This window comes from Saccharopolyspora sp. NPDC045839 (assembly GCF_056431645.1).
Window position 1 is genome coordinate 59,100 of sequence record NZ_JBWKKH010000012.1, and the last position, 24,767, is coordinate 83,866.

At 68.6% G+C, this 24,767-nt stretch carries 24 protein-coding genes; 13 read left to right on the forward strand and 11 right to left on the reverse strand.

The annotated features are described in order from the left end of the window. Window positions 1-177: 177 nt before the first annotated feature. From AC07EQ_RS18850 to AC07EQ_RS18875, 6 genes are all read right to left on the reverse strand, one after another. Window positions 178-2,709, reverse strand: coding sequence for a DUF4118 domain-containing protein (locus AC07EQ_RS18850; protein WP_478389204.1), 2,532 nt, complete (start codon window positions 2,707-2,709; stop codon window positions 178-180). Window positions 2,710-2,735: 26 nt separating this feature from the next. Next, complete coding sequence (gene kdpC, locus AC07EQ_RS18855; protein WP_478389362.1) at window positions 2,736-3,344, reverse strand: K(+)-transporting ATPase subunit C; 609 nt, start codon at window positions 3,342-3,344, stop codon at window positions 2,736-2,738. Between the two features lie 5 nt (window positions 3,345-3,349). Beyond that, window positions 3,350-5,482 (reverse strand): potassium-transporting ATPase subunit KdpB, encoded by a 2,133-nt coding sequence (gene kdpB / locus AC07EQ_RS18860; RefSeq protein ID WP_478389205.1) that lies wholly within the window; start codon window positions 5,480-5,482, stop codon window positions 3,350-3,352. Then, window positions 5,479-7,131, reverse strand: a complete 1,653-nt coding sequence (gene kdpA / locus AC07EQ_RS18865; protein WP_478389206.1) for a potassium-transporting ATPase subunit KdpA — start codon at window positions 7,129-7,131, stop codon at window positions 5,479-5,481. The genes kdpB and kdpA overlap by 4 nt, the downstream gene beginning before the upstream one ends. Next, a complete protein-coding gene (gene kdpF / locus AC07EQ_RS18870) occupies window positions 7,131-7,217 on the reverse strand; it encodes a K(+)-transporting ATPase subunit F (RefSeq protein ID WP_478389363.1) in 87 nt (28 codons plus the stop codon). The genes kdpA and kdpF overlap by 1 nt, the downstream gene beginning before the upstream one ends. Before the next feature lie 776 nt (window positions 7,218-7,993). Further along, window positions 7,994-8,869, reverse strand: coding sequence for a LysR family transcriptional regulator (locus AC07EQ_RS18875; protein WP_478389207.1), 876 nt, complete (start codon window positions 8,867-8,869; stop codon window positions 7,994-7,996). 70 nt (window positions 8,870-8,939) lie between these two features. On the opposite strand from AC07EQ_RS18875, the gene AC07EQ_RS18880 reads away from it, so the two are divergent. Beyond that, window positions 8,940-9,257 carry a hypothetical protein gene (locus tag AC07EQ_RS18880; protein WP_478389208.1) on the forward strand — a complete coding sequence of 106 codons (318 nt, stop codon included), beginning with the start codon at window positions 8,940-8,942 and terminating at the stop codon, window positions 9,255-9,257. After that, window positions 9,254-10,018 (forward strand): SDR family NAD(P)-dependent oxidoreductase, encoded by a 765-nt coding sequence (locus AC07EQ_RS18885; protein WP_478389209.1) that lies wholly within the window; start codon window positions 9,254-9,256, stop codon window positions 10,016-10,018. Before AC07EQ_RS18880 ends, AC07EQ_RS18885 begins: the two co-directional genes overlap by 4 nt. A 58-nt stretch (window positions 10,019-10,076) precedes the next feature. On the opposite strand, the gene AC07EQ_RS18890 is transcribed toward AC07EQ_RS18885, so the two are convergent. Both AC07EQ_RS18890 and AC07EQ_RS18895 read right to left on the reverse strand, forming a co-directional pair. Then, entirely contained in the window at window positions 10,077-10,412 is a 336-nt protein-coding gene (locus AC07EQ_RS18890) for a helix-turn-helix domain-containing protein (RefSeq protein ID WP_478389210.1), read from the reverse strand. Between the two features lie 96 nt (window positions 10,413-10,508). Then, the gene (locus AC07EQ_RS18895) at window positions 10,509-11,069 is read right to left on the reverse strand and encodes a hypothetical protein (RefSeq protein WP_478389211.1); all 561 of its coding nucleotides are present in this window, start codon (window positions 11,067-11,069) and stop codon (window positions 10,509-10,511) included. A gap of 471 nt (window positions 11,070-11,540) precedes the next feature. Between AC07EQ_RS18895 and AC07EQ_RS18900 the strand changes: the two genes are divergently transcribed. The 3 genes from AC07EQ_RS18900 (at window position 11,541) to AC07EQ_RS18910 (ending at window position 13,816) form a co-directional block, all read left to right on the forward strand. Beyond that, window positions 11,541-11,828, forward strand: coding sequence for a hypothetical protein (locus tag AC07EQ_RS18900; protein WP_478389212.1), 288 nt, complete (start codon window positions 11,541-11,543; stop codon window positions 11,826-11,828). Window positions 11,829-11,984: 156 nt separating this feature from the next. After that, a complete protein-coding gene (locus AC07EQ_RS18905; RefSeq protein WP_478389213.1) occupies window positions 11,985-12,890 on the forward strand; it encodes an alpha/beta hydrolase in 906 nt (301 codons plus the stop codon). Beyond that, window positions 12,890-13,816 carry a LysR substrate-binding domain-containing protein gene (locus AC07EQ_RS18910; RefSeq protein WP_478389214.1) on the forward strand — a complete coding sequence of 309 codons (927 nt, stop codon included), beginning with the start codon at window positions 12,890-12,892 and terminating at the stop codon, window positions 13,814-13,816. Before AC07EQ_RS18905 ends, AC07EQ_RS18910 begins: the two co-directional genes overlap by 1 nt. A 130-nt stretch (window positions 13,817-13,946) precedes the next feature. Here AC07EQ_RS18910 and AC07EQ_RS18915 read toward each other — a convergent pair whose 3' ends face one another. Together AC07EQ_RS18915 and AC07EQ_RS18920 are read right to left on the reverse strand one after the other, a co-directional pair. After that, the gene (locus AC07EQ_RS18915) at window positions 13,947-14,783 is read right to left on the reverse strand and encodes an MBL fold metallo-hydrolase (protein ID WP_478389215.1); all 837 of its coding nucleotides are present in this window, start codon (window positions 14,781-14,783) and stop codon (window positions 13,947-13,949) included. Window positions 14,784-14,815: 32 nt separating this feature from the next. Further along, window positions 14,816-16,099 (reverse strand): MFS transporter, encoded by a 1,284-nt coding sequence (locus AC07EQ_RS18920; RefSeq protein ID WP_478389216.1) that lies wholly within the window; start codon window positions 16,097-16,099, stop codon window positions 14,816-14,818. 291 nt (window positions 16,100-16,390) lie between these two features. Here AC07EQ_RS18920 and AC07EQ_RS18925 point away from each other — a divergent pair, with 291 nt between their 5' ends. The 8 genes from AC07EQ_RS18925 (at window position 16,391) to AC07EQ_RS18960 (ending at window position 23,618) form a co-directional block, all read left to right on the forward strand. Then, window positions 16,391-17,866, forward strand: a complete 1,476-nt coding sequence (locus AC07EQ_RS18925) for a 2-hydroxymuconic semialdehyde dehydrogenase (RefSeq protein WP_478389217.1) — start codon at window positions 16,391-16,393, stop codon at window positions 17,864-17,866. Next, complete coding sequence (locus tag AC07EQ_RS18930) at window positions 17,863-18,675, forward strand: 2-keto-4-pentenoate hydratase (protein WP_478389218.1); 813 nt, start codon at window positions 17,863-17,865, stop codon at window positions 18,673-18,675. The genes AC07EQ_RS18925 and AC07EQ_RS18930 overlap by 4 nt, the downstream gene beginning before the upstream one ends. Beyond that, a complete protein-coding gene (locus tag AC07EQ_RS18935; RefSeq protein ID WP_478389219.1) occupies window positions 18,672-19,619 on the forward strand; it encodes an acetaldehyde dehydrogenase (acetylating) in 948 nt (315 codons plus the stop codon). The genes AC07EQ_RS18930 and AC07EQ_RS18935 overlap by 4 nt, the downstream gene beginning before the upstream one ends. Further along, window positions 19,616-20,644 (forward strand): 4-hydroxy-2-oxovalerate aldolase, encoded by a 1,029-nt coding sequence (gene dmpG, locus AC07EQ_RS18940; protein WP_478389220.1) that lies wholly within the window; start codon window positions 19,616-19,618, stop codon window positions 20,642-20,644. The genes AC07EQ_RS18935 and dmpG overlap by 4 nt, the downstream gene beginning before the upstream one ends. Continuing rightward, on the forward strand, window positions 20,641-21,408 hold the full coding sequence (locus tag AC07EQ_RS18945; RefSeq protein WP_478389221.1) for a 2-keto-4-pentenoate hydratase: 768 nt from the start codon (window positions 20,641-20,643) through the stop codon (window positions 21,406-21,408). The genes dmpG and AC07EQ_RS18945 overlap by 4 nt, the downstream gene beginning before the upstream one ends. Continuing rightward, window positions 21,405-21,818 (forward strand): RidA family protein, encoded by a 414-nt coding sequence (locus AC07EQ_RS18950; RefSeq protein ID WP_478389222.1) that lies wholly within the window; start codon window positions 21,405-21,407, stop codon window positions 21,816-21,818. The genes AC07EQ_RS18945 and AC07EQ_RS18950 overlap by 4 nt, the downstream gene beginning before the upstream one ends. Before the next feature lie 280 nt (window positions 21,819-22,098). Then, on the forward strand, window positions 22,099-22,620 hold the full coding sequence (locus tag AC07EQ_RS18955; RefSeq protein ID WP_478389223.1) for a 3-hydroxyanthranilate 3,4-dioxygenase: 522 nt from the start codon (window positions 22,099-22,101) through the stop codon (window positions 22,618-22,620). A 2-nt stretch (window positions 22,621-22,622) separates the two neighbouring features. After that, window positions 22,623-23,618 (forward strand): amidohydrolase family protein, encoded by a 996-nt coding sequence (locus AC07EQ_RS18960; RefSeq protein ID WP_478389224.1) that lies wholly within the window; start codon window positions 22,623-22,625, stop codon window positions 23,616-23,618. Here the strand turns inward: AC07EQ_RS18960 and AC07EQ_RS18965 are convergent. Then, window positions 23,615-24,553 carry a LysR substrate-binding domain-containing protein gene (locus AC07EQ_RS18965; protein WP_478389225.1) on the reverse strand — a complete coding sequence of 313 codons (939 nt, stop codon included), beginning with the start codon at window positions 24,551-24,553 and terminating at the stop codon, window positions 23,615-23,617. The two genes, AC07EQ_RS18960 and AC07EQ_RS18965, sit on opposite strands and share 4 nt — an antisense overlap. Window positions 24,554-24,767: the final 214 nt, after the last annotated feature.

A 24,767-nucleotide genomic window follows, 5' to 3' on the forward strand; every position in this document is an offset into this window, starting at 1 on the left:
TAGTTTCGCCAGCAGTAGTGAAAGACCTTGGCACGTAGGAGAAATCCGGTTGCGCAGACCGCCGTGGAGCCGTGCCGCCGAGCAGAAGTTCCCCGGCCTGTGCGCGCAAGACCGTGGTGTCCGTTCCAGCGCGCCGATGGGCCCCTGATGATGTTGTCCGGGGAGGGCAGTCGACCGCTAGCCCGCTGCGGTGGGGAGTGAGATCGCGATCGTGAGGCCGCCGCCTGGGGTGTCTTCGGCGCGGATTTCGCCGTGCATGGCTTCGGTGAATCCTTTGGCGACGTGCAGGCCGAGTCCGATGCCGGTGTGGCTGTGGTCGTCGAGCCTCTGGAAGGGGGCGAACAGCGTGTCCGCGGCGTATTTCGGCAGGCCCGGCCCGTGGTCGATGATGCGCAGTTCGGCTTTTCCGGCGTATTCGCTGGCTTGGACGAGTACGTCGGCTTCGTGGCCGGGTGTTCGGCCGTGCGCGACGGCGTTGTGCAGGACGTTGGCCACGATCCGTTCGAGCAGTCCTGGATCGGCGAGCACCGGGGTGAGCTGTTCGTCGATGTCGACGGTGATGTCGTGCTGGTGGTCCACTTCGGCCAGGGCCTGCGCGACGATCTCGTCGTAGGTGACCGGTTGGAGGTGAGGCGTCACGGCGTCGGTGGCCAGCCGGGAGGAGTCCAGCAGGTTGTTGACCAGCTTGATGAGTCGGGTGATGGACTCGTCCAGGCCGGTCAGCAGCTCGTGCGTGTCGGATTCGGCGAGTTCGACGTCGGGGGAGAGCAGCGTGCCGACCGTGGCTTTCATCGAGGACAGCGGTGTTCGCAGGTCGTGGCCGACTGCGGAGAGGATGGCGGTGCGCAGTCGGGCGGCGTCCGCCTCGCGTTGGGTTGTGGCTGCTTCTTGCGCGGCGCGTTGTTGTTGCAGTGCCACGAGTGCTTGGCCAGCGGCTGCTTCCAGCACGATGCGGTCGGCGGTCTGGAAGGTGGTCGCGCCGTCTGCTCGGCTTCGCAGCGCGAGGTGGACGTCGGGGTTGATCTCGATGTCGACGTCGGATTCGGCGGGCTGGCCGCAGGGGTCGGGGCCGGTCGAGGCGGCCAGCTGCCAGCGGCCGTCGGTTCGCTCGAGCAGCGCGGCCGAGGACTGCCCGAAGTTCTCCACGACCTTCTCCAGCAGTCGCCGGAGGGGGTCGGGGTGGGTGAGCACGGTGCGTGAGTAGGACGCCAGCAAGGCGGCCTCGGTGCGTGCCCGGGTGGCTTGTTCGGCCAGCCGGGCGGCGCGGTCGACCACGACGGCCACGATGAGGCCGACCAGGATCATGATCACGACGGTGACGACGTTCTGGGGGTCGGCGACGGCCAGGGTGTAGCGGGGTTCGGTCAGGAAGAAGTTGAGCAGTCCACCGCCGAGCAGTGCGGTGATGACGGCGGGGGCGATTCCGCCGACCACAGCGGCGATCACGGTGGCCAGGAAGTAGCCGAGTACGGCGTTGGCCAGCGAGAGGTGCTCCGGCACGCTGACCGCGGCAGCCGTGACCAGTGCGGGTGCCAGCGCGGCCAGCACCCATCCCCAGACCTGGCGCGAGGGTGGAATCGGATTGCGGGACAGGCGCGGGAACCGCAGTCCCCGGGGTGCTTCGGGGTGGGTGACCATGTGCACGTCGATGGGCCCGGATTTCTGGACGGTGGACGAGCCGATGCCTTCGTCGAACGTTCGTGCCCAGCGGGGGCGCCGGGAGGTGCCCAGGACGAGCTGGGTGGCGTCGACGCTGCGCGCGAAGTCCAGGAGCGTTTCGGGGACGTCGTCGCCGACGATGGTGTGGAAGGTCGCGCCGACGTCCTCGGCGAGTTGCCGCACCCGTGCCAGGCTGCCGGGCGAGGCGCCGGCGAGTCCGTCGCTGCGCAGGACGTGGGCCACGAGCAGGTCCGCCCCGGCGCGCGCTGCGATCCGTCGGGCGCGGCGGATGAGGGTCTCGCTTTCCGGGCCGCCGGTGACGGCGACGACCACGCGTTCGCGAGCTTCCCAGGTGTCGGTGATGTGCTTTTCGGCGCGGTAGTGCTGCAGGGCGTCATCGACCCGGTCGGCGACCCAGAGCAGGGCCAGTTCGCGCAGGGCGGTGAGGTTGCCGGTGCGGAAGTAGTTGCTCAGGGCTGCGTCGATCTTGTGGGCGGGGTAGATGTTGCCGTGGGCCATCCGCCGCCGCAGGGCTTCGGGGGTGATGTCGACGAGTTCGATCTGTTCGGCCCGGCGGACCACCTCGTCCGGGACCGTTTCGCGTTGGCGGACCTCGGTGATGCGTTCGACGGCGTCGTTGAGGCTTTCCAGGTGCTGGACGTTGACCGTGGACAGCACCGTGATCCCGGCTTCCAGGAGTTCCTCGACGTCCTGCCAGCGCTTGGTGTTGCGGGAGCCGGGCACGTTCGTGTGGGCGAGTTCGTCGACCACGGCGACCTCGGGGTTGCGGGCCAGGACGGCGTCGATGTCCATCTCGCCGAACTCGACGCCGCGGTGGACCAGCGTCCGGCGTGGCACGACCTCCAGCCCTTCCAGCTGTTCGGCGATCTTGGCTCGGCCGTGGGTTTCGACGAATCCGACCACGACGTCGGTGCCCCTCGACAGCCGCCGGTGGGCCTCGCCGAGCATGGCGTAGGTCTTGCCCACGCCGGGAGCCGCGCCGAGGTAGATGCGCAGCTCCCCACGGCGCTTGGGTGTGCTTCCGGTCACACGCCCAGTGTCCTACGCCGTTCGGCTCAACGGCGTGCTGCGTTGGCCACGCCGAGGTTGAGCCGGAGCACGTTGACGGTGGGTTCGCCGAGGAACCCGGCATCGCGCCCTCCGGTGTGCTGGTCGAGGATCGCGCGGACCTGGTGCTCGGACAGGCCGTTGTTGCGGGCGACCCTGGGCACTTGGAGTGCGGCGTAGGCGGGGCTGATGTGCGGGTCGACGCCGCTGGCCGAGGCGGTGACCGCGTCGGCGGGCACCATCTCGGGCACGACGCGTTCCCGGGCAGCGATCGCCGCGCGTCGCTGTTCGACGGCGGCCAGCAGGTCCGGGTTGTCTCCGCCGTCATTGGAGCCACCGGAGGTGGCCGGGTTGCCGGGGCCGAGGGAGGTGTCGGACGAGGCTGAGGGGCGGGTGTGGAAGTAGGGGTCGCGGGCCGGGTCGGCGGCCACGAGGTCCACTCCGATCAGGTCCGATCCGACAGGTGTGCCGTGCTGGGTGACGACGGACCCTTCGGCGTGCTCACGCAGTCCCGGGAGCCGGGTGATGCCCCAGACGACCAGCGGGTACAGGATCCCGGTGATCACGGTCATCACGAGCAGCAGCCGCAGACCGGCCAGCGTCTGGCGCAGGAGCATGGTGGTCACCCGATTCCCGGGATGAGGCGGATCAGCAGGTCGATGAGCCAGATGCCGAGGAACGGCGTGATGATGCCGCCGAGCCCGTAGATGAGCAGGTTGCGCCGCAGCAGCGCCGCGGCGGTGGTGGGGCGGTAGCGCACGCCGCGCAGCGCGAGCGGGATGAGCGCGACGATGATCAGGGCGTTGAAGATGACCGCGGACAGGATCGCGGAGGCCGGGGTGGCCAGTCGCATGATGTTCAGCGCGTCGAGCTGCGGGTGGATCGCCACGAACATCGCGGGCAGGATCGCGAAGTACTTGGCGAGGTCGTTGGCGATGCTGAAGGTGGTCAGCGCGCCGCGGGTGATCAGCAGCTGCTTGCCGATCTCGACGATGTCGATGAGCTTCGTCGGGTCGGAGTCGAGGTCGACCATGTTGCCGGCTTCCTTGGCGGCCGTGGTGCCGGTGTTCATCGCCACGCCGACGTCCGCCTGGGCGAGCGCGGGGGCGTCGTTGGTGCCGTCGCCGGTCATCGCGATGAGCCTGCCGCCCTCCTGCTCGGAGCGGATCAGTGCCATCTTGTCCTCGGGCGTGGCCTCCGAGAGGTAGTCGTCCACCCCGGCTTCCTCGGCGATGGCTTTGGCGGTCAGCGGGTTGTCGCCGGTGATCATGACCGTGCGGATGCCCATCGCACGCAGCGCCGCGAACCGTTCGGCCATGAGGGGCTTGACGACGTCGGAGAGCCGGATGACCCCGTGCACCTTCGCCTGGCCGTCGACCAGTTCGGCGCACACCAGCGGCGTGCCGCCGTCCTGGCCGACGCCGTCGACGATGTCGGTGATCGAGTCGGGGACGCTGCCGCCGTGCTGGCCGACCCACGCGCGCACGGAACCGGCGGCGCCCTTGCGGATCTGACGGCCGTTGAGATCGATGCCGCTCATCCGCGTGTGCGCGGAGAACGGCACGAACTCGCCGGCCTGCTCCGGCTGCGTGGCCTGCGCGCTGAGCCCGTAGCGTTCGGCGCAGAGGGTCACGATGCTGCGGCCTTCCGGGGTCTCGTCGGCGAGGCTGGACAGCCGCGCGGCCTCCGCGAGCGCCCGAAGGTCCGAAGAGCCCAGCGGGATGAGTTCGGTGGCCTGCCGGTTGCCGTAGGTGATGGTCCCCGTCTTGTCCAGCAGCAGCGTGTCCACGTCGCCGGCGGCCTCCACGGCGCGGCCGGACTTGGCCAGCACGTTGCGCTGCACCAGCCGGTCCATGCCCGCGATGCCGATCGCCGACAGCAGCGCGCCGATCGTCGTCGGGATCAAGCACACCAGCAGCGCGGTCAGCACCACGACGGATTGCAACGCCCCGGAGTAGCCGGCCATCGGCTGCAACGCCAGCACGGCCAGCAGGAAGATGATCGTCAGCGTGGACAGCAGGATCGTCAAAGCGATCTCGTTCGGCGTTTTCTGCCGCGCCGCGCCTTCGACCAGCGCGATCATCCGGTCCACGAACGTCTCACCGGGCTTGCTGGTGACGCGCACGACGATGCGGTCCGACAGCACGGTCGTCCCGCCCGTCACCGCCGAGCGGTCGCCGCCGGACTCCCGGATCACCGGTGCGGATTCACCGGTGATCGCCGACTCGTCGACGGTCGCGATTCCTTCGACGATGTCCCCGTCACCCGGGATCAGCTCGCCCGCCTCGATGACGATGAGGTCACCGACCTTCAGCGAGGTGCCCGGGACCTGTTCCTCCCCGCTGTCGGGCAGCAGGCGCCGTGCCGTGGCCTCCTTCTTCATCTTGCGGAGGTGGTCGGCCTGCGCCTTGCCGCGGCCCTCGGCCACGGCTTCGGCGAGGTTGGCGAACAGCACGGTGAACCACAACCACACCGCCACCGCGATGCTGAACCCGCCGTTGGCGCTCGCCCCCGTGGCCAGGTCCGCGATGGCCAGCACGGTGACCAGCACCGAGCCCACCCACACCACGAACATGACCGGGTTGCGCAGCTGATGGCGCGGGTTGAGCTTCCGCAGCGCATCCGGCAGCGACGTCCACAGCTGGCGCGGGGAGAACGCCCCGGCCGTCACGGTGCGCCCGGTGCGCCGGGCGTGGAGTTGTCGCGCGTCCAGTGGATCGCGTCGTGGATGTTCCCCGGATTCCGTGGTGGTCATGCCAACGCCTCCGCGATCGGACCGAGCGCCAGCGCCGGCAGGAACGTCAGCGCCGCCACCAGGATCACGGTGCCAGTCAGCAGACCGGCGAACAACGGGCCATCGGTGGGCAGCGTTCCCGCCGACGCGGCCACCCGTTTCTGGTTCGCCACCGATCCGGCGAGGGTGAGAACCGCGATGATCGGCACGAAGCGCCCCAGCAGCATCGCGACGCCGAGGGTGGACTGGAAGAACCCACTGGTCACGGTCAGCCCGGCGAAAGCACTGCCGTTGTTGTTGCCGGCCGAGGCATAGGCGTAGAGGACCTCCGAAAGCCCATGCGCACCACTGTTGTTCATGGCATCCGCAGTCGCGGGTAGGGCCAGTGCGATCCCGCTGCCCAGCAGCACCACTGCCGGCATGGCCAGGATCGCGATCGCCGCCGCGGTGACCTCCCGCCGTCCCAGCCTCTTGCCCAGGTACTCCGGCGTCCGGCCGACCATCAGCCCGGCCAGGAACACCGCGATCACCGCGAGCACCAGAATCCCGTACAGCCCGGCCCCGGCCCCGCCGGGCGCGACCTCCCCGAGCAGCATGTTCAGGATCAGCGCGCCGCCACCGAGACCGGTGTAGCTGTCGTGCATCGAATTCACCGCCCCGGTGGAGGTCCCGGTCGTGCTGACCGCCCACAGCACCGATGCCGGAATCCCGAAGCGGGTCTCCTTGCCCTCCATCGCCGCCCCGGCCGCCACCGTCGCCGGACCATTGGGATGCGTCTCGGCCCACCACACGACGCCGAGCACGATCACCCAGAGCGCGCCCATCACGGCCAGGATCGTGTGCCCCTGGCGGCGATCCCCGACCATGATCCCGAACGTGCGGGTCAGGCTGACCGGAATCACCAGCATCAGGAAGTTCTCCAGCAGGTTCGACGAACCGTTCGGGTTCGAGAACGGATGCGCGGAGTTCGCATTCAGCACCCCGCCGCCATTGGTGCCCAGCTCCTTGATCGCCTCCTGACCGGCGATCGGTGCGGTCGCGAGGGTATGGGTCTGCCCGTCCAGGCCGGTGACCTCGATGCCCCCGGCGAGGCTCATCGTGACGCCCAGAGCCACCAGCGCGATCGCCGCGACGAACGAGATCGGCAGCAGTACCCGGACCACGCCGCGGGTGATGTCGACCCACACGTTGCCGACCCGATCGACCTCGGCCCGGGCGAAACCGCGCACCAGCGCGATCGCCACCGCCATCCCGACCGCGGCGGAGACGAAGTTCTGCACCGTCAGGCCGACCATTTGCACGGTGTGCCCCATGACCTCCTCGGGCACGTAGGACTGCCAGTTCGTGTTCGTCACGAAACTGACCGCGGTGTTGAACGCGATCCCCGGATCGACCGCGCCACGCCCGAAGCTCAGCGGTAGCCACGGCTGCAGGCGCTGCAGCAGGTACAGCAGCACGATCGACACGAACGGGAACCCCAGCACGCCGACGGCGTAGGCGCTCCAGCGCTGCTCGGAATCGGGGTCGACCCGCACCAACCGGTACAGCGCCCGCTCGATCCGCCAGTGCTCGTGACTGGAATACACATGCGCCAGATATCGCCCGAATGGTGCGTACACCGCGGCCAGCGCCACGAGCAGAAGCCCCACCTGCGCCAGGCCCGCCGGCATCAGAACCGGTCCGGGCGGATCAGCGCGACGAACAGGTACCCGATCAGCAGCAGTGCGAGTACGCCACCAGCGACATCGGCAGGCATCTCGGACGCGCTCACAGCCGCTCACATCCCCGCAGCACCAATACCAGCGCGGCGAACGAGACGATCAACAGCACCACCCACAGCAGATCGGCCATCGCTAGATACCCCATCCGACCAGGCACAACCACAACGCTGCCATTAGAGCCAGTGAGTCCGGGTCCCGCACGACGAGAACTGGTCGGTGAACGGTCGTGGTGTCAACAACGCGTCTGGATGCGGGCAGAGGATGCCCGGATCACGTAAATCCAGGACTCAAGCGTCGGCACTGCGGGTGTACTTGACCTCTGGTGCTCGTGCTGGCTGAGGAGTGAGGTGCACGGTGTCGGACCTGGTATGGACGGCTGGTTTGATCGCGTGCTTTGTCGCCGCAGCGCTGACCTTGCGCGTACTGGAGAAGCGGCCGTGATCGCACCGCAGCCCTGATCTGTCGCATGTGGACTGATCGACGCCGATCTCGGGGTGGCTGGGAAATGAAGGCACTCCGACATGCGGATGCAGGCGGCCCGCCGCCCGTGAGGGCAGCGGGCCACGCGTTGAAGGGCGTTAGATGCGCTCGACGTATGGCGCCCGCCATGCCGGAGAGGGGTCCGATCCTAGCTCCGTCCAGTATTCGCGGCCGCTGGTGACCAGGCCGTTGTGGACAGTCCAGAAGGACGCCACCCGGTGGATGTCTCCGAACTCGCTGTGCGGTGCTCGTCGCTGCCGAAATCGGCAAGGCGGTCCAGCAGCAGGCCCTGGTGTCTTGCAGGCGATCAGCACGTCAGGCATGTACGGCGTTAGCTGGACTGGGGCCGAACCATCGCGGTTGGGGCGCTGTCGCGATGACTTAGCGCGGCGGCCACGAACGACGCGACCAGCGGTCGGCGGTCCTGCTCGTTCCAGGCGAGCACGAGGCGGCTGGGTGGTGCGTCGGTGACGGGGATGCGGATCAGGCCGGTCGGGGCCGGTTCGACCAGGGAGCGGGGCAGCACTCCGATCATCCGGTTCACCGTGATCATGTGGAGCAGCTGGACGACGTCGGCGACTTCGGGGCCGGTGCCGTCGCCTCCGGGGATGCCTTTCCAGCGCGGCAGTGTCTCACCGTCCAGATCGGACATTCGCGCGGTAGTGCGCCCGGCCAGCCGGTGGCCTGGCGGGACGATGACCACGCGGTCCTCGGTGTGCAGCGTCTCGTGGGCCAGGCCGTTGAGATCGTCGAACGGCGCGTAGAGCAGGCCGACGTCGGCCCGGCCGTCAAGCAAGAAGTCGGCGCGGTCGCTCGCGCCGCTGAACAGGATGTCCACCTGGCGGGCGTCGGGCTGGTGGCCGTACTCGGCCAGGATCGGTGACAGCGGGCCGGCGTCGCCGCCGGGCTTGATCACGAGCCGCAGGTGGGCTTCGGCGTCGCCGGCGCGCCGGGCGTTGCGGACGGCGGCGCTGACCGCGTTGAGCGCGTGCCGCCCGTGCTCCTGCAATGCCTGCCCGGCCGGGGTGAGTTCGACGTGGCGGCTGGAGCGGATGAACAGCGGGACGCCGAGCCGGGTCTCGATCCGCCGGATCGCCTTCGACAGCGCCGGCTGGGCGATCGAGAGCCGGGCGGCGGCCCGGCCGAAGTGCAGCTCGTCGGCGACCGCGATGAAGTACTCGAGCTCGCGGTTCTCCAGTTCGATCATGCCTCCAGGTTATCGCTGAATAGCGAATCGATCTTGGACGTAGGCCACGCACGCTGTCAAGAATTGAGGCATGATCAACCACACGATGATCGTTTCCTTCGATCAGCCCTTGCCGGACAGCGAGCTCGACCAATACCTGGCGGACATCGAACGGGTCATGCTCGACACCGGTCTCACCCGGTCGGTCGCGACCCGGCGCCACCTTCCGATCCCCGGCGAGGAGGCCATTCCGGCGCTGATCGCGACCGCGATCGTGCAGGTCGCCGTGGCCGACACCGACACGCTGGCGAAGGCGTTCGCCGCGCCCGGTATGCACGAGGTCATCGAGCGCTGGCAGTCGCGGCACCCGTACAAGGTCGCCTGGGCGAACCACGGGCCGCTGGCATGAGCGACGCGGCCTCCATGCGCGACAACACCCGGAAGGCGGGGCTGGTCACCGGCGCGGGCAGCGGGATCGGCCGCGCGGCGGCGATCGAGTTCGCCCGGCAAGGCGCCGCGGTCGCCGTGCTCGACATCGACGAGACGACGGCGGCCGAGACGGCGGAGATGATCGAGAAGGACGGCGGCGAAGCGCTGGCCGTCGTCGTCGACATCGCCGACGAACACTCCGTGCGGTCGGCCGTCGAGCGCACGGTCGAGGCCTTTGGCGGCCTCCATTTCGCCGTGAACAACGCCGGAATGGCCTCGCACCACCGGCAGCTCGACCAGATGACCCTGGACGAGTTCGAGCGCGTGGTCCACGTCAACCTGGCCGGGACCTTCCTGTGCATGAAGTACGAGTTGCCCCTGCTCAAAGGCGGCGGCGCGATCGTCAACGTCGCTTCCAACGGCGGCCTGTGCGCGATCCCGCACGCCCCCGCCTACGTGGCCGCCAAGCACGGCATCGTCGGGCTCACCAAAGCCGCCGCGGTCGACTACGCGACCGACGGCATCCGGGTCAACGCCGTCTGCCCCGGCCCGACCCGCACGCCCGGGCTCGAAGAGGTGGCAGCCGGCACCGACATGCTCGCGATGCAGGAGGCAATCACGCCGCTCGGCCGATTGGCCACCCCGGAGGAGGCCGCGGCGGCAGCGGTCTGGCTCTGCACGGACGCCGCGTCCTACGTCACCGGGATTGCGATGTCGGTCGACGGCGGGCGGCGGGCATGAAGGACCGTCGCGGCCGAAGAGCACATGTCCACGACCTGTCGCATGTGGTCGTGGCATGTCAGGTGCTGGGCCTTCTTTCCTTCCGGGTTTCGCCGAAGGCCCGTCGGTAGGCGCCGGGTGTGGTGCCGAGGTGTGCCCGGAAGTGGCGGCGCAGGTTGACCGCTGAGGCGAGTCCGACCCGGGTGGCGATGGCTTCCACGGGAAGGTCGGTCTGTTCCAGCAGTACCCGTGTCGCGTCGAGGCGTTGGTCGAGCAGCCACTGTCCCGGGCTGGTGCCGAGCTGTTCGGCGAACCGCCGGGCGAGAGTTCGGATCGACAGCGCGGCGCGTTCGGCGAGCCTGGCGACGGTCAGGGTGCCGAGCTGGGAGGTGGCCCACTCCAGTAGTGGCGCCAATGACTCGTCCGTCCTGGCTGGGGCGGGCTGTGCGGCGTACTGGAGTTGGCTGCCCTCCCGATGCGGCGGTAGCACGTGCTGGGCGGCGGCTGGTCGCTAGCGGAGCAGGTCCGGCCGGACTCTGGCCACCTCCTGGGTCAGCTGCCGGACCGCGGCGACGCCCGGCAGCCTCAGTTCCACTTCCGGGTCGGCAGTGGGAAGGCGGTTCAACAGCGCGCTGTGGCGGGTGACGAAGCGACGGTCCACGGGGGTGAGCACCAGGGCCGAGACCATCGCCTTCGAGCTCGGGTCGCCCTTGACCGGCGGGCGCGGTTCCTGGCCGCGCACGGCCCGCAACTCCTCCCACGCGATCAGGTCGGACTTGCGACCGGCTCGCCACCACAGCCCGCGTTCATCGACGGCGAAGCGGTGCGTGCGGGGGATCGAGGCGACCGACATCAGCAGGCCGCCCAGCGCGAGCGCGCCGAAGAGGAACGACGCGGCGGCCGGAGGGAGATCAGCAGCCTTCGAGTTCGCCGACGCGTTCCCGATGTCGGGGAAGACGGCGACCAGCCCGAAGAAGACGAACATGGCCAGCCCGCCGACGAACATCGACCGGCCGGACCGGTACTCGACCACGGGCGTCCCAGGATCGGGCGACCACGTTTGTTCGGACACGACGGGCAGCGTAGCCGAGGACGCGTCCAGCGGTGCGCGCTTTCGCGCGACTGCGCCGCCAGGCTCGATGTGCTCGATCACGACCCCGGCCCGGGGCCGCAGCAATCCGCTCCACCAGCCACGATCCCACCGATCGTGATCACCGCAGCGGAGCGGGTCTCCGTCGCCCGAGACGACGTTGATCACCCACCAGGAGCCAGAGCCGACACCCCCGGCCCCCCGCGTTCCCGTCAGGTGTATGGGGCAGTCCGGTCGAGGAGTTGATTTCCATAGGGCGATGTTCAGGTGATCAGTTTTGACGCTGGCGGTGGGAGGAAAGTGGGAGGATTGTGCTGTCCTGGACTGTGTTGTACTGCGCTCGACGTCAGCAAACTGCACCAATTTGTCCTGCGGTTTCAGGGTTTTCGCTGGTCCGTGTCCCTTGTGGACATGACTGGGGGTCAAGGAGTCGCAGCGGCGATCTTCGTCGTGATGATTCTTGTTGCTTCTCTCGTCACGAACCGTCTTGCGCGCCCCTGGTTCGCAAACCTCGGATCGCTCACCTACCCCTTGTACCTCGTGCACGCGTACATCGGATTCATCGTCATGGGCCGGCTGGCGGGAACGGTGAATCCCCATCTCCTGGTCGGCGGTACGATCGCGCTGATGTGTCTGGTCGCGCACCTGTTGCAGGCCAAGGTCGAGCGGCCGTTCGCCCGGGTCCTCAAACGCGGCCTCGATCGCCTCATCCCGGTGAAACAGGGGAAGCCCCGCAACTGATCACGCTCGACGCCGGTGCAGCTCGCCATCCGTCCTCGCCGCTGGAACAGCAATGGTCCAGCAACCCCGCGAACTGCGGCTTGCCATGTTCCACAGGTATAGGTCCGGCGGGAACAGGTATTGGTGTGGTTCGTGGCACGTGATGACGATGGACGCATGGACGAACCGCCATTGCAGGTGTCCGATCCGAGCGTCGACGCCGCGTACAACGTGCGCAACACGGTTTCGCCCGATGTGTTCGATCACGTGATCGCCGAGTACCGGAGGCGTTCGCAGGTCGCGGTCGAGGGGCTGCGCGGCTTCACCGGCGTGGCTTATGACCCGCTCAGCGAGCAGAGGCTGGACATCTGGGGCGTCGGGCCGCGCCCGCGCCCGGTGTTCGTGGTCGTCCACGGGGGCTACTGGCGGATGCTGTCGCGCGAGGACACCGCTTTCATGGCGGGTGTTCTCGCCGACGCCGGAGTTGCCACGGTCAGCATCGACTACGGGCTCGCGCCGGGCACCCCGATCGAGGAGATCGTGCGCCAGGTGCGCACGGCGATCGCGCACGTCCACCACTACGGACACCGGTACGGCCTGGATCCGGAGCGGATCACGGTGGGCGGTAGTTCCGCTGGCGGTCACCTGGCCGCCTGCACGATGGTCGCCGGCTGGCAGCGGCAGCTCGGCCTGCCCGATGACGTGGTCAAGGCCGCGCTGCCGATCAGCGGGCTGTTCGAGCTGCGCCCGCTGGTGACCTCGTTCGCCAACCAATGGCTCGGCCTCGACCTGGACCGGGCGGCCGCGATGAGTCCGATGTGCCACGCGCGCCAGCCCGGTCCTCCGGCGCTGATCGCCGTCGCCGAGCACGACGGCAGCGGGTTCCTGGAGCAGAGCGCGCGATTCCACCAGCGATGGGCCGAGCACTCACCGAGCGAGCTTTTCGTGGTACCCGGGCGGAACCACTACGACGTCTTCCTCGACCTGGCGGATCCGGACTCGGCCCTTACCGCGAAGCTGCTCGCCCTGATCGAGCAGACCAGCGGCGAGCAACTGCGTTCGCTGCTCCCGCAGGACGCCTGATGGACCTGCCCCGCTTGCTCGACGGCCGGCTCAAGATCCGGCACCTGATCCTGGTGGACGCCCTGACCAAGCAGGGCAGCGTGGTGGGCGCCGCGGCGGCACTGCACGTGACCCAGCCGGTGGCGACGCGGAGCCTCCACGAGGTCGAGGAGATCCTCGGCGTCACGCTCTACGAGCGCGGCCCGCGGGGCGTGACCCCCACGGTGTTCGGCGAGGCGTTCACCGAGCACGCGCGTGCCGTGCTCGCCCAGCTCGCCCAGGCCGGCCGCCACGTCGACGAGCTCGCCGGCGCGACGCGCGGCACGACCGTCGTCGGCACCCACCTGGCCGGGTCGAACATGTTGCTGCCCGCGGCCATCGCGCAGCTGAAGGCGAAACGACCGCTGCTCACCGTGGTCGTGAGCGAAGGCACCCCGGAGAGCCTGCTGGTCGAGCTCGAAGCGGGGCGCATCGACATGATCGTCGGTCGGCTGACCGCGCCGAGCAACCAATCGGTGACCCGGATCGCCCTCTACCACGAGTCGGTCTGCCTGGTCGTGCGGGCGGAGCATCCGCTCGCGGCAGGCGACGCGTGCGGTTTGGCGGAACTGGTGGGCTACCCATGGATCCTGCCGGGCGTCGAGACGGTCCTGCGACGCGAACTGGAGCAGTTCTTCTCCCAGCACTGCCTTCCGATGCCGGCGAACTGCGTGGAGTGCACATCGTTCCTCACGGTGCGCCACCTGCTGATCGAGACCGATGCGATCGCGGTGCTGCCGAGATTGATCCCCCACGACGACCTGCGGCTGACCACCCTGCCGTTCTCGTTGGACCCCGTTGGCCACAGCGTGGGGATGACGGTCGCCAAAGGACGCAGACTGAGCCCGTCCGCGCACGCGCTGGCGGACGAGCTGCGCACGGTGTCGACGCACATGCCCGAGAAGTAGGCGGTTTCCGGCGCGCCCCAAGCGATTCTCCATCAGCTCGGAAAGCTGGAGGAGCACCCGGAGCCGCGACGGGCTCCTGCCGATGACCCGGAGGTCGGCAGGAGCCCGGACCCGCGTCGGCTGCGGCGCCCTACGCCACGGGAATCCGCATCAGGTCTCGGGCGACGAGGATCTCGCCGTCGAAGTGGCGGCTCGCCTGCCGGAGCCACTCGTCCTCGTCGAGGTCGTACGGGATGAGGTGCCAGAGCACCAGGGTGCGCACGCCCGCACGCTTCGCGATCCTCCCGGCGCTCTCGGCATCGGTGTGCGCGCGGGCGAAGTGCCGCTGCAGCTCCATGACTCCAGCGTTCGTGCCCGCGAGCAGCCGATCGAGGTGGTTCGGCGAGTAAACCTCATGCACCAGGACGTCGGCGCCGCTGGCGAGCTCGGCGACCTGCTCGGAGGCGGCAGTGTCGCCCGACACGACCACCGAGGAGTCGTCGGCGTCGACCCGGTAGGCGAACGCCGGCATCGGCGGGTGCAGCGCTGTGCCTGCGGTGATGGTCATCTCCCGGGTGGCTGCGACGACCCCGGGTTCTGCGACTTCGCGGACGCGCAGCAGGCCGGCCAACTCAGGCCTGCCGAGCAGTTCACGGTGCTCGATGTCGGGCCTGCCGACTTCCAGGATCAGCTTGACCATGTGCTCCAGCGGGGGCGGTCCGTACACGTCGACGGGACTGGCCAAACCTGCGGTCCACGCCAGGTGGAGCAGGGCCCCGAGGTCCGCGTTGTGGTCGACGTGGTGGTGCGTCACGAGCACTGATCGAAGGTTGCGCAGGCGCAGACCTGCCGACACCAACTGCCTCGCTACGCCGTTGCCGCAGTCGATCACGTGGATGTCGTCGCCGCGCACGATCGCTGTCGCGGGAGCGGATCGTTCGCGGTTCGGCTGCGGTCCGCCGGAGCTGCCCAGGATGACGAGTTCCATCGTCCCTCTTCCCAAATCGGTAGGTCGAAGATTCAGCGCACCCCGGTCGGTGCGCTCGTTTCGTGGACGGGCGCGGCATCCCGGCGCGGAATCGCGCTCGACGCGGCAAGGCTCAGCACGGAGATCGCCACCAGGTAGGCCGTCACCGACCACGACGATCGCGTTGCCGCGAACAGCGCGGAGGCCACCAGCGGCGTGATGCCGCCACCGAGCAGCGAGCCGATCTGATAGCTGATCGAGGCACCGGAATACCTGACTGCCACCGGGAAGAAGCTCGCGGTCAACGTACCGATGGGCGCGTTCGTCACAGACAGGACCAGCCCCATCGACACCATGAACAGCAGGATGACCGGCTCGTTGCCGGTGTCGACGACGGGGAAGAAGGCCACGCACCAGACGAGGCGAATGACCGATCCGTGCACGAACACCGTCCGCAGGCCGAACCTGTCACCGAGGTGGGCCCAGAACGGCACGGACACCAACCAGGCCACAGAACCAAGGATCACGCACCCGAGCACGAACGACCGGCTCAGGTTCTGCGCGGTCGTGCCGTACGACAGCACGTAGACCATGAAGACGTACGCAGCAGCGCTGTTGCCGACGATGACCAGCGTGGCGTGGACGAGCTGCTTCCAGTATTGGGAGAGGACGACCGCGGCCGGTGCCCGATCGACGCGCTCGCGCCGCGCCGTCCGCACGAAGTCCGGGCTCTCCTGCACATGCACGCGGAGGTAGAGGCCGACGGCCACGAGCACGATGCTGATGAGGAAGACGATGCGCCATCCCCATTGGACGAATTCCTCCTTCCCGACGAGCGCGAGGCAGCCGAGGAACGCGCCATTGGCGAGGATGAGCCCGGCCGGGGTGCCCAGCTGCGGGAACGAACCGTAGAAGCCCTTCCTGCCCGCTGGGGCGTGTTCCAGCGTGAGCACGATGGCGCCGCCCCATTCGCCGCCGAGTCCGATCCCCTGCACCAGTCGCAGGAGCACCAGGAGGACCGGGGCCCAGATTCCGACGTCGGCGTGGGTGGGCAACGCGCCGATCATCGTGGTGGCCAGGCCCATGATCAGCAGCGACACGATCAACGTGTTGCGCCTGCCAACGCGGTCTCCGAAATGGCCGAAGATCACGCCACCCAGCGGGCGGGCCAGGAATCCCGCCGTGAGAGTGCCGAACGCGGCGATGGTGCCCACCGCGGGATCCAGCTCGGGGAAGAACTGGCGGTCGAACACGAGCGCGGCCGCGGTGCCGTAGAGGAAGAAGTCGTACCACTCGATAGTGCTGCCGATCGCCGATGCCCAGGCGACCTTCCGCACTGATCCGCTCCGCGCTGCCGGGCGGTCGGGATCTGCTGCTGCCGAACACATCTCCAGGAACCTCCGTGGTGGCGAGCCGGGACTACCAGGGAAACGTCACCGGGTCGCGTCGAGGATGTGCTGAGGATCCGGCGAAGGCGAATGCCCATCTCGTCCACGGCTATGCGACTGGTGGCATAGCTGCAGGTCAGCATGGTGTTGTCGGCGCGTCGCCGAGCTATGCGAACCGGGTATACCTCGCGCGGAAAAGCGCATTTGATCGGCATGGCCGAGGAGTTCAGATTGGAAGCCATGACGGCACAGAACGGGCTCTGGACGCGCAACTTCGTCGACGGGCAGTTCGTCGAACCCGACACCGATCGCGGTTTCGAGCAGATCGATCCGGCGACGGGGCGGCTCGTCGCGCACGTGCACGAGGCCGATGCCGCGCTCGTCGACCGCGCCGTCCAGGCCGCTCGCCAATCGCTGGCCAACGGCTGGGCGGACACCCCGGTGCGCGAGCGGGCAGCGCTGCTGCGCCGCGCCGCAGACCGAATCGAGGAGCGCTTCGAGGAGTTCGTCGCCGCGGAGGTCGCCGACACCGGCAAGCCGATCACCCAGGCGCGCGAACTGGACGTCGCGCGGGCGCTGGAGAACTTCCGGACCTTCGCCGACGTGGTGGCCGCTGCGGGACAGGAATCCTTCCGCACCGATCTGGCGGACGGCAGGCAGGCGCTCAACTACGCGGTGCGCAGACCGCTCGGTGTGGTCGCCGTGATCGTGCCGTGGAACCTGCCCCTGTTGCTGCTGACCTGGAAAGTGGCGCCGGCACTGGCCTGCGGCAACGCGGTGGTGGTGAAACCGAGCGAGGAAACCCCGGCCACGGCAACGCTGCTGGCGGAAGTCCTCGTGGAAGTGGGCCTGCCAGCAGGCGTTTACAACGTGGTGCACGGCTTCGGCGGGGGTTCGGCCGGCGAACATCTGGTCACGCATCCCGGCATCGACGGCGTGACGTTCACCGGGTCCTCGGCCACCGGCTCGCAGGTGATGAAGTTGGTGGCGCCCCGGGTGCGCCCGGTGTCCTTCGAGCTCGGCGGGAAGAACGCCGCGATCGTGTTCGACGACGTCGACCTCGACGAGGCGTTGACCGGGTTGACCAAGTCGGTGTTCACCAACACCGGTCAGGTCTGCCTGTGCACCGAGCGGGTTTACGTCCAGCGCGGCGTCTTCGAGGACATCGCAGCCGGACTCGCCGAGCGCGCACGCGGACTGCGGCTGGGCTCGCCGGAGGCCCCTTCGACGACCACCGGTCCGTTGATCTCGCGGGCGCACCGCAAGAAGGTGCTCGACTACTTCGCACTGGCCGAACAGGACGGTGCCACCGTGCTCACCGGTGGGGGCGTGCCCGAGCTCGGTGCCGAGCTCAGCGGGGGATCGTGGATCGAGCCGACGCTGTGGACGGGGCTGACGAACGGCCACCGACCGGTGCGGGAGGAGATCTTCGGACCGGTGGCCGCGCTGATCCCCTTCAGCACCGAGGACGAGGCGATCGCGTTGGCCAACGACACCGACTACGGGCTCGCGGCTTCGGTGTGGACGAACGACCTGCGGCGCGGGCACCGGGTCGCGCAGCGCATGAACGTGGGCATGTCCTGGGTGAACACCTGGTTCCTGCGCGACCTGCGGGCGCCCTTCGGCGGTGTCGGGCTCTCCGGCATCGGCCGCGAAGGCGGCGAATCCTCGCTCCACTTCTACACCGAACCGACGAATGTGTGCGTGCAGCTATGACAGTTCTCGATGCAGCGACCGAAAGCCGGATCGACTCCGCCGCAACTCGGCTGATCGCCGCGGCCGCAACCCGGGCCCCGTGTCCACCGGTCCGCGATCTGCTCGGCGACACCGGTGTCGCCGCGGCCTACCGAGTGCAGCGCCGGGTGGTCGACACGAGGGTCGAGGCCGGTGCCCGGGTGGTGGGGGCCAAGATCGGGCTCACCGCGGCGGCCGTGCAGCAGCAGTTCGGCGTGTTTCAGCCGGATTTCGGCGTGCTGCTGGACGACATGGTGTTCGCCCACGCACAGCCGTTGCCGAGGAGCCGCTTCCTGCAACCCCGGGCGGAGGGCGAGATCGCTTTCGTCCTGGGCAGCGGAATCGACGTTCCCGGCGCGACCGTTGCGGACGTGCTGCGGGCCACCGAGTTCGTGCTCCCCGCGATCGAGATCGTGGACTCGCGGATCGCGGATTGGGATCTGACCATCACCGACACCGTGGCCGACAACGCGTCGAGCGGCGCTGTCGTGCTCGGAACCACGCCGTTTCCCTTGGCGGGCAGGGATCTTTCGCAGGTGGGTATGACGCTCGCGCGAGACGGGGAGCCGGTCTCGTTCGGTGCGGGACACGCCTGCCTCGGGTCACCGGTCGTGGCCGTGGCGTGGCTGGCTCGCGAACTGGTCCGGCGGGGACAGCCGCTGCGAGCGGGCGACGTGGTCATGTCCGGTGCGCTCGGCCCGATGGTGCCGATCGACGGGCCGGCACGGTTCCGGCTGGAGCTGGACGGGCTGGGCGAGGTCGAGGCCCTGATCGAAGAGGAACGAGCATGAGCACTGGCAGCATCCCGGTGGCCGTCATCGGATCCGGAAACATCGGAACCGATCTGATGTTCAAGGTCATGCGAGTCTCGGAGACCCTGCGGATGGGCGCGATGGCGGGGATCGATCCGAAGTCGGACGGGCTCGCCCGGGCCGGCCGCCTGAAGATCGCGACCACGCATCGCGGCATCGACGGACTGGTCGAGCTGCCCGAGTTCACCGACATCAAGGTGATCTTCGACGCTACCTCGGCGAAGGCGCACCCGCGCAACGCGGAGATCGCCCGGGAGAACGGGAAGCTGGTGGTCGACCTGACCCCGGCCGCCCTCGGGCCGTTCGTGGTGCCCCCGGTGAACCTCGACGAACACCTGGACGCGCCGGACGTCAACATGGTCACCTGCGGCGGCCAGGCCACCATCCCGATCGTCGCGGCGATCTCCCGGGTCGCCCCGGTCGCCTACGGCGAGATCGTCGCGTCGATCTCGTCGAAGTCCGCCGGCCCCGGCACCCGCGCCAACATCGACGAGTTCACCGAGACGACCAGCGAAGCCATCCGGTTGGTCGGCGGTGCGGAGGTCGGCAAGGCCATCATCGTGCTCAACCCGGCTGATCCGCCGATCGTCATGCGCGACACGGTGTTCTGCCTCGTCGAGGGAGCTGACGCGGAGTTCGGCCAGACCAAGATCGCCGCCTCGGTGCAGCAGATGGCCGAGTCCGTCCGGGAGTACGTGCCCGGGTACCGGCTCAAGCAGGAGGTGCAGTTCGACGCGGTCGACGACACCTTCGTGCCCGCGCTCGGGCGAAGGGTCACCGGCGTGCAGGTCTCGGTCTTCCTCGAGGTGCTCGGCGCCGGCCACTACCTGCCCGACTACGCCGGGAACCTCGACATCATGACCTCCGCCGCGCTTCGCACCGCGGAGCGGATCGCTGAACTCCGGGGATGGGTGCGCGCATGAAGATCTACGTCCAGGACGTGACCCTGCGCGACGGGATGCACGCCATGGGGCACAGATACACGGTCGACCAGGTCCGGCAGGTAGTCCGCGCGCTGGACGCCGCCGGTGTCGCGGCCATCGAGGTCGCGCACGGCGACGGCCTCGGCGGGTCGAGCGCGAACTACGGTTTCGGCGCCCACCTTGACGAGGAGTGGATCGAGGCGGCGGCCGAGGTCGTCGAGAACGCGACGCTGACCACGCTGCTGCTGCCCGGAATCGGCACGATCGAGCACCTGCGCAGGGCGCACGCGCTTGGTGTCCGGAGTGTTCGGGTGGCGACGCACTGCACCGAGGCCGATGTCAGCGCCCAGCACATCGCTTGGGCGCGGGAGCACGGCATGGACGTGTCGGGCTTCTTGATGATGAGCCACCTGAACTCGCCCACCGGGCTCGCCGAACAGGCATCGCTGATGGAGTCCTACGGCGCGCATTGCGTGTACGTCACCGACTCCGGGGGACGGCTGACCACGGCCGGCGTCGCCGAGCGGATCGACGCCTACCGGCAGATCCTCGGCGAAGGCACGGAAATCGGCATCCACGCGCACGAGAACCTCTCCCTCTCGGTGGCCAACAGCGTGACAGCGGTCGAACGCGGCGCGTACCGGGTCGATGTCGCGCTGGCCGGGCAGGGCGCCGGTGCCGGGAACTGCCCGGCGGAAGCGTTCGTGGCGGTCGCCGACCTGCTGGGCTGGGAGCACGGGTGCGACCTGTTCGCGCTGCAGGACGCGGCCGACGACGTCATCCGGCCGTTGCGGGACCGACCAGTGCAGGTCGACCGCGAAACACTCACGTTGGGGTATGCCGGGGTGTATTCGAGCTTCCTGCTGCACGCCGAGCGGGCGGCGCGGCGCTACGGGCTCGACGCCAGGGAGATCCTGCTCGAGGCAGGGCGCCGGCACATGGTCGGCGGCCAGGAGGACATGATCGTCGACATCGCGCTCGACCTCGCCGCTCGGCGCGACGCGGCAGCGGGGAGGGACCGATGATCCCTACCGAGAAGATCGAGGCGCTGGCCGACCGGCTGCACACGGCGGAGGCGAACCGCCAGGACACACCAAGCCTCGCCGACGACCACGAGTTCGGTGTAGCTGAGGCCTATGCGATCCAGGACGCGCTGGTCGCCCGCCGCGAGGCCCGCGGAGAATCAGTGGTCGGGGTGAAGCTCGGCTTCACCAGCAAGGCGAAGATGGCGCAGATGGGCGTCTCCGAGGTGATCGTGGGCAGGCTCACCGATGCCATGCGGATCGACGACGGGGCCGATGTCGACCTCTCCCGCTTCATCCACCCGAAGGTGGAACCCGAGGTCGCCTACCGGCTGAGCCGCGATGTCCACCCGGACGATCCGACCGCGGACATCGCGGCCTGCGTGGACGCACTCGCCCCCGCGCTGGAGATCATCGATTCCCGCTACCGGGATTTCCGGTTCACCTACGCCGATGTCATCGCCGACAACACCTCGGCATCGGCTTACGCGGTGGGGCCGTGGCGTCCGGTCGAAGACGTGTCGAACCGAGCGGTGCAGCTGCGGGCGGGCGAAACCGAGCTGGTGGGTTCCACCGCTGCCGTCCTCGGCAATCCTGTCCGGGCTCTGCACGCCTTGCTGGGCACGTGCCGCCGTTACCGGATCCCGCTGCGGGCCGGACAGGTCGTGCTCGCCGGGGCGGCGACCGCGGCAGCGCCGCTGACGGCGGGGGTTGTGGCATGCCGGATCGCCGGCATCGGATCGGTATCGGTGAAGGGGAGAGCATGAACGCTGCACGCGTCGTCAAAGGGCGTGCCACGCCGCGGGGGCGTTTTCCGCACGTGAAGGTCGTCGGCGACCTGATCTTCGTCTCCGGCACGAGTTCCCGGAGACCGGACAACACCTTCGCCGGCGTCGAGGTGGACGAGTTCGGCACGACGAACCTGAACATCCGCGAGCAGACGCGAGCGGTGATCGAGAACATCCGCGAGATCCTGCACGACGTCGGGGCCGACCTGTCCGACATCGCGCAGATGACCACGTTCCTGGTCTCGATGAACGACTTCGGCGGATACAACGAGGTCTACGGCGAGTACTTCGACGAGCAGGGGCCCACCCGCACGACGGTGGCGGTGCACCAGTTGCCGCACCCGCACCTGCTGATCGAGATCCAGGCCATCGCACATCGGAAGCAATGAGGTTTTTCCAATCTCGTTTTGCGTGGCGGTGCGGGTGGCGGAACCTCAGAGGCTTCCTGGTCTGTGGGTGCCCCTCCTGATGTATGTCCAATACACGGCGGAGGGGCCGTCCTCGCCGGGAGAACCCCGGAGGGGTGGGCACGGTGAACCCGCGGCGGTGCCAGTTGCGAGGGTGGGCTATGCGCCTGCGGCGCATGCGACATCCCGTCGACGTGCGGCTTTGCGACCCGCGACCGGCGGGCCGACCAGGATGAAAAACGCTCAATGAGGAGGAACCGGCATGGCGAACCTGCCGAAGACGATCAACTTCCAGGAGTGGATCGAAGAGCACGAACACCTGCTCAAGCCGCCGGTGAACAACCGCACGATGGCGCTCGGAAAGGACTTCATCGTTCAGATCGTCGGCGGCCCGAACCAGCGGACGGACTACCACTTCGACCCGTACGAGGAATGGTTCTACCAGGTCAAGGGCGACATGCACGTCAACGTCATGACCGAGGACGGGAAGGAGACGGTGCACATCCGGGAGGGCGAGACCTGGCTGCTTCCTGGAAACGTCCCGCACTCGCCGCAGCGGCCCGACCCGGACTCGATCGGACTGGTCATCGAACGGGTCCGGGAGGAAGGAACGCTCGAACGCTTCCAGTGGTACTGCCTCGAATGCGACTCGTTGCTGCACGAGATCGAGTTGCAGGTCCGGGACATCGTCGACGACCTGCCACCGGTTTTCGCCGAGTTCTACGCCGACGAGGAAGCGCGCACCTGCCGGGAGTGCGGCGCGCTGCACCCGGGCAAGGGCTGATCGTGGCCGGCATCATCGATGTGCACAGCCACTACGTGCCGAACGGGTGGCCGGATCTGACGGCCGAGGCCGGGCCGGATGCGCCCTGGCTGAAGGTCGAGTCCGAGTCCGACGCCATGATCATGATGGGTACCAGGGAGTTCCGCCGGATCCAGGCCGACTGCTGGGACGCCGGGACGAGACTGCTCGACATGGACGCCGACGGCGTGCAGGCGCAAGTGGTCTCCCCGACCCCGGCGTTCTTCAACTACGGCCGAACCGGCGACCAGGCGGCGAAGATCGCCCGCATCTTCAACGACCTGGCCCTCGATATCGTCGCGCCCGCCGCAGACCGGCTGATCCCGTTCTGCCAGGTCCCGCTGCAGGACACCGACGCGGCCTGCCGGGAACTGGAGCGCTGCGTGGCCAACGGGCACCAGGGTGTGGAGATCGGCAACCACGTCGGCGATCTCGACCTGGACAGCGCAGGGGTTGTCACCTTCCTGCAGCACTGCGCATCCCTGGACGTGCCGGTGTTCGTGCACCCGTGGGACATGGCCAGCTCGCCGCGGCTGGACCGCTGGATGGCCCAGTGGCTTACGGCGATGCCGGCCGAGACGCACCTGTCCATCCTCGCGTTGATCCTCGGGGGCGTCTTCGACCGGATCGACGACCGGCTGAAGATCTGCTTCGCGCACGGCGGCGGTTCGTTCGCGTTCTGGCTCGGCCGGATGGAGAACGCCTGGTACGGCCGCCACGACGTGATCGGGACGTCGGAGTTCCCGCCGTCGCACTACCTGGGCCGCTTCTACGTCGATTCGGTGGTGTTCGACGAACGCGCGCTCCGGCTGCTGGTCGACACGATCGGAGCTGATCGCGTGGTGGTGGGCAGCGACTACCCGTACCCGCTGGGTGAGCGGCCGGTCGGCGACGTCGTGCGCAAGAGCGGATTCCTCGACGACAGGGGGCGGGAGCTGATCATCAGGGAGAACGCAGAGCGATTCCTCGGAATCGCCTAGTCGGCGCGTGCCGCCCGGGACAGTCGCATGGACACCTCGTGCAGCGTGTTCTTCAGCAGCTCTGCTGACGGGCTCAGGGTTCGGCTCCTGGAGAACGTCACTCCGACGCTGTGTCCGATCGGGTCCAGCGAGATCGAAATGCGACCGACCCGGGCGTCCTCTGCTGCGATGAGGCTGGGCAGGACCGCGATGGTGTCCGTTTCCAGCAGCAGTTGCCGAACGATGAGGAAAGAAGTCGTCTCGACCCGGTTGACCGGGAGCGGAACACCATGCTGGGCGAAGAACTCCTCGAGCTCCTGGCGCAGCGCGGTTTCCACGCCCGGCAGGATCCACGGGAACTCAGTGAGCTGGGCGAGGTCGACGTCAACCCGGTCCGCGAGAGGATGGGATTTGCGGGCGACGAGTTCGACGGACTCGTCGTACAGCTTGCGGCGCGAGAACTGCTCATCGGACGGCGCGGTGAGCCGGCCGACGACGAGGTCGATCCGGCCGGCTTCCAGCTCCAGCAGCAGTGCCTCCGGCGTGCCCTCCCGCACGATGACCGTCAGGTGCGGGTGCTCCGCCTTGACGTCGGTAATCGCCAGCGGCAGGAGGACGTTCGACCCCGCGAGATGGGTGCCGACCACGACCGTGCCACGATCGGCATCGGCGAGTTCCGCGACGTGACGACCCGCCTGGGTGAGCTGGGCGAGCACGGCCCGGGCATGTTCGGCGAACGCCTCGCCGAACACGGTGGCGGTCACGCCACGGGGACCGCGCTCGAACAGCGGGACGCCGAGTATCTCTTCGAGCTCGTGCAGGCACCGCGTCGCGACTGGCTGCGTCACGTGCAGCGCGGCCGCGGCGCCGACAACACTGCCCTGCCGGACGAGCGCGTCGACCAGCACGAGATGCCGCAGCTTCAACTGGCCGTCCAGCAGACGAGGCGTCTTCATCCGGCGGATTCTATCGACAGCATCCCGTCCCAGGAAGATCTCCTGCTCAGTGTCCTATGTGACCATTGAGGACGTTGTCGACTCCTGGGACGGCAGATGTCCGCGCACACCCGCGATTTCGGTCTACCTCCACCAGAAGGTGCCGAACCCCGTCCATTGTGGTGTTCGCTGGTCGCAGCGAAAGTGGTGACACACCCCAGGCTTCGGGCCGGGT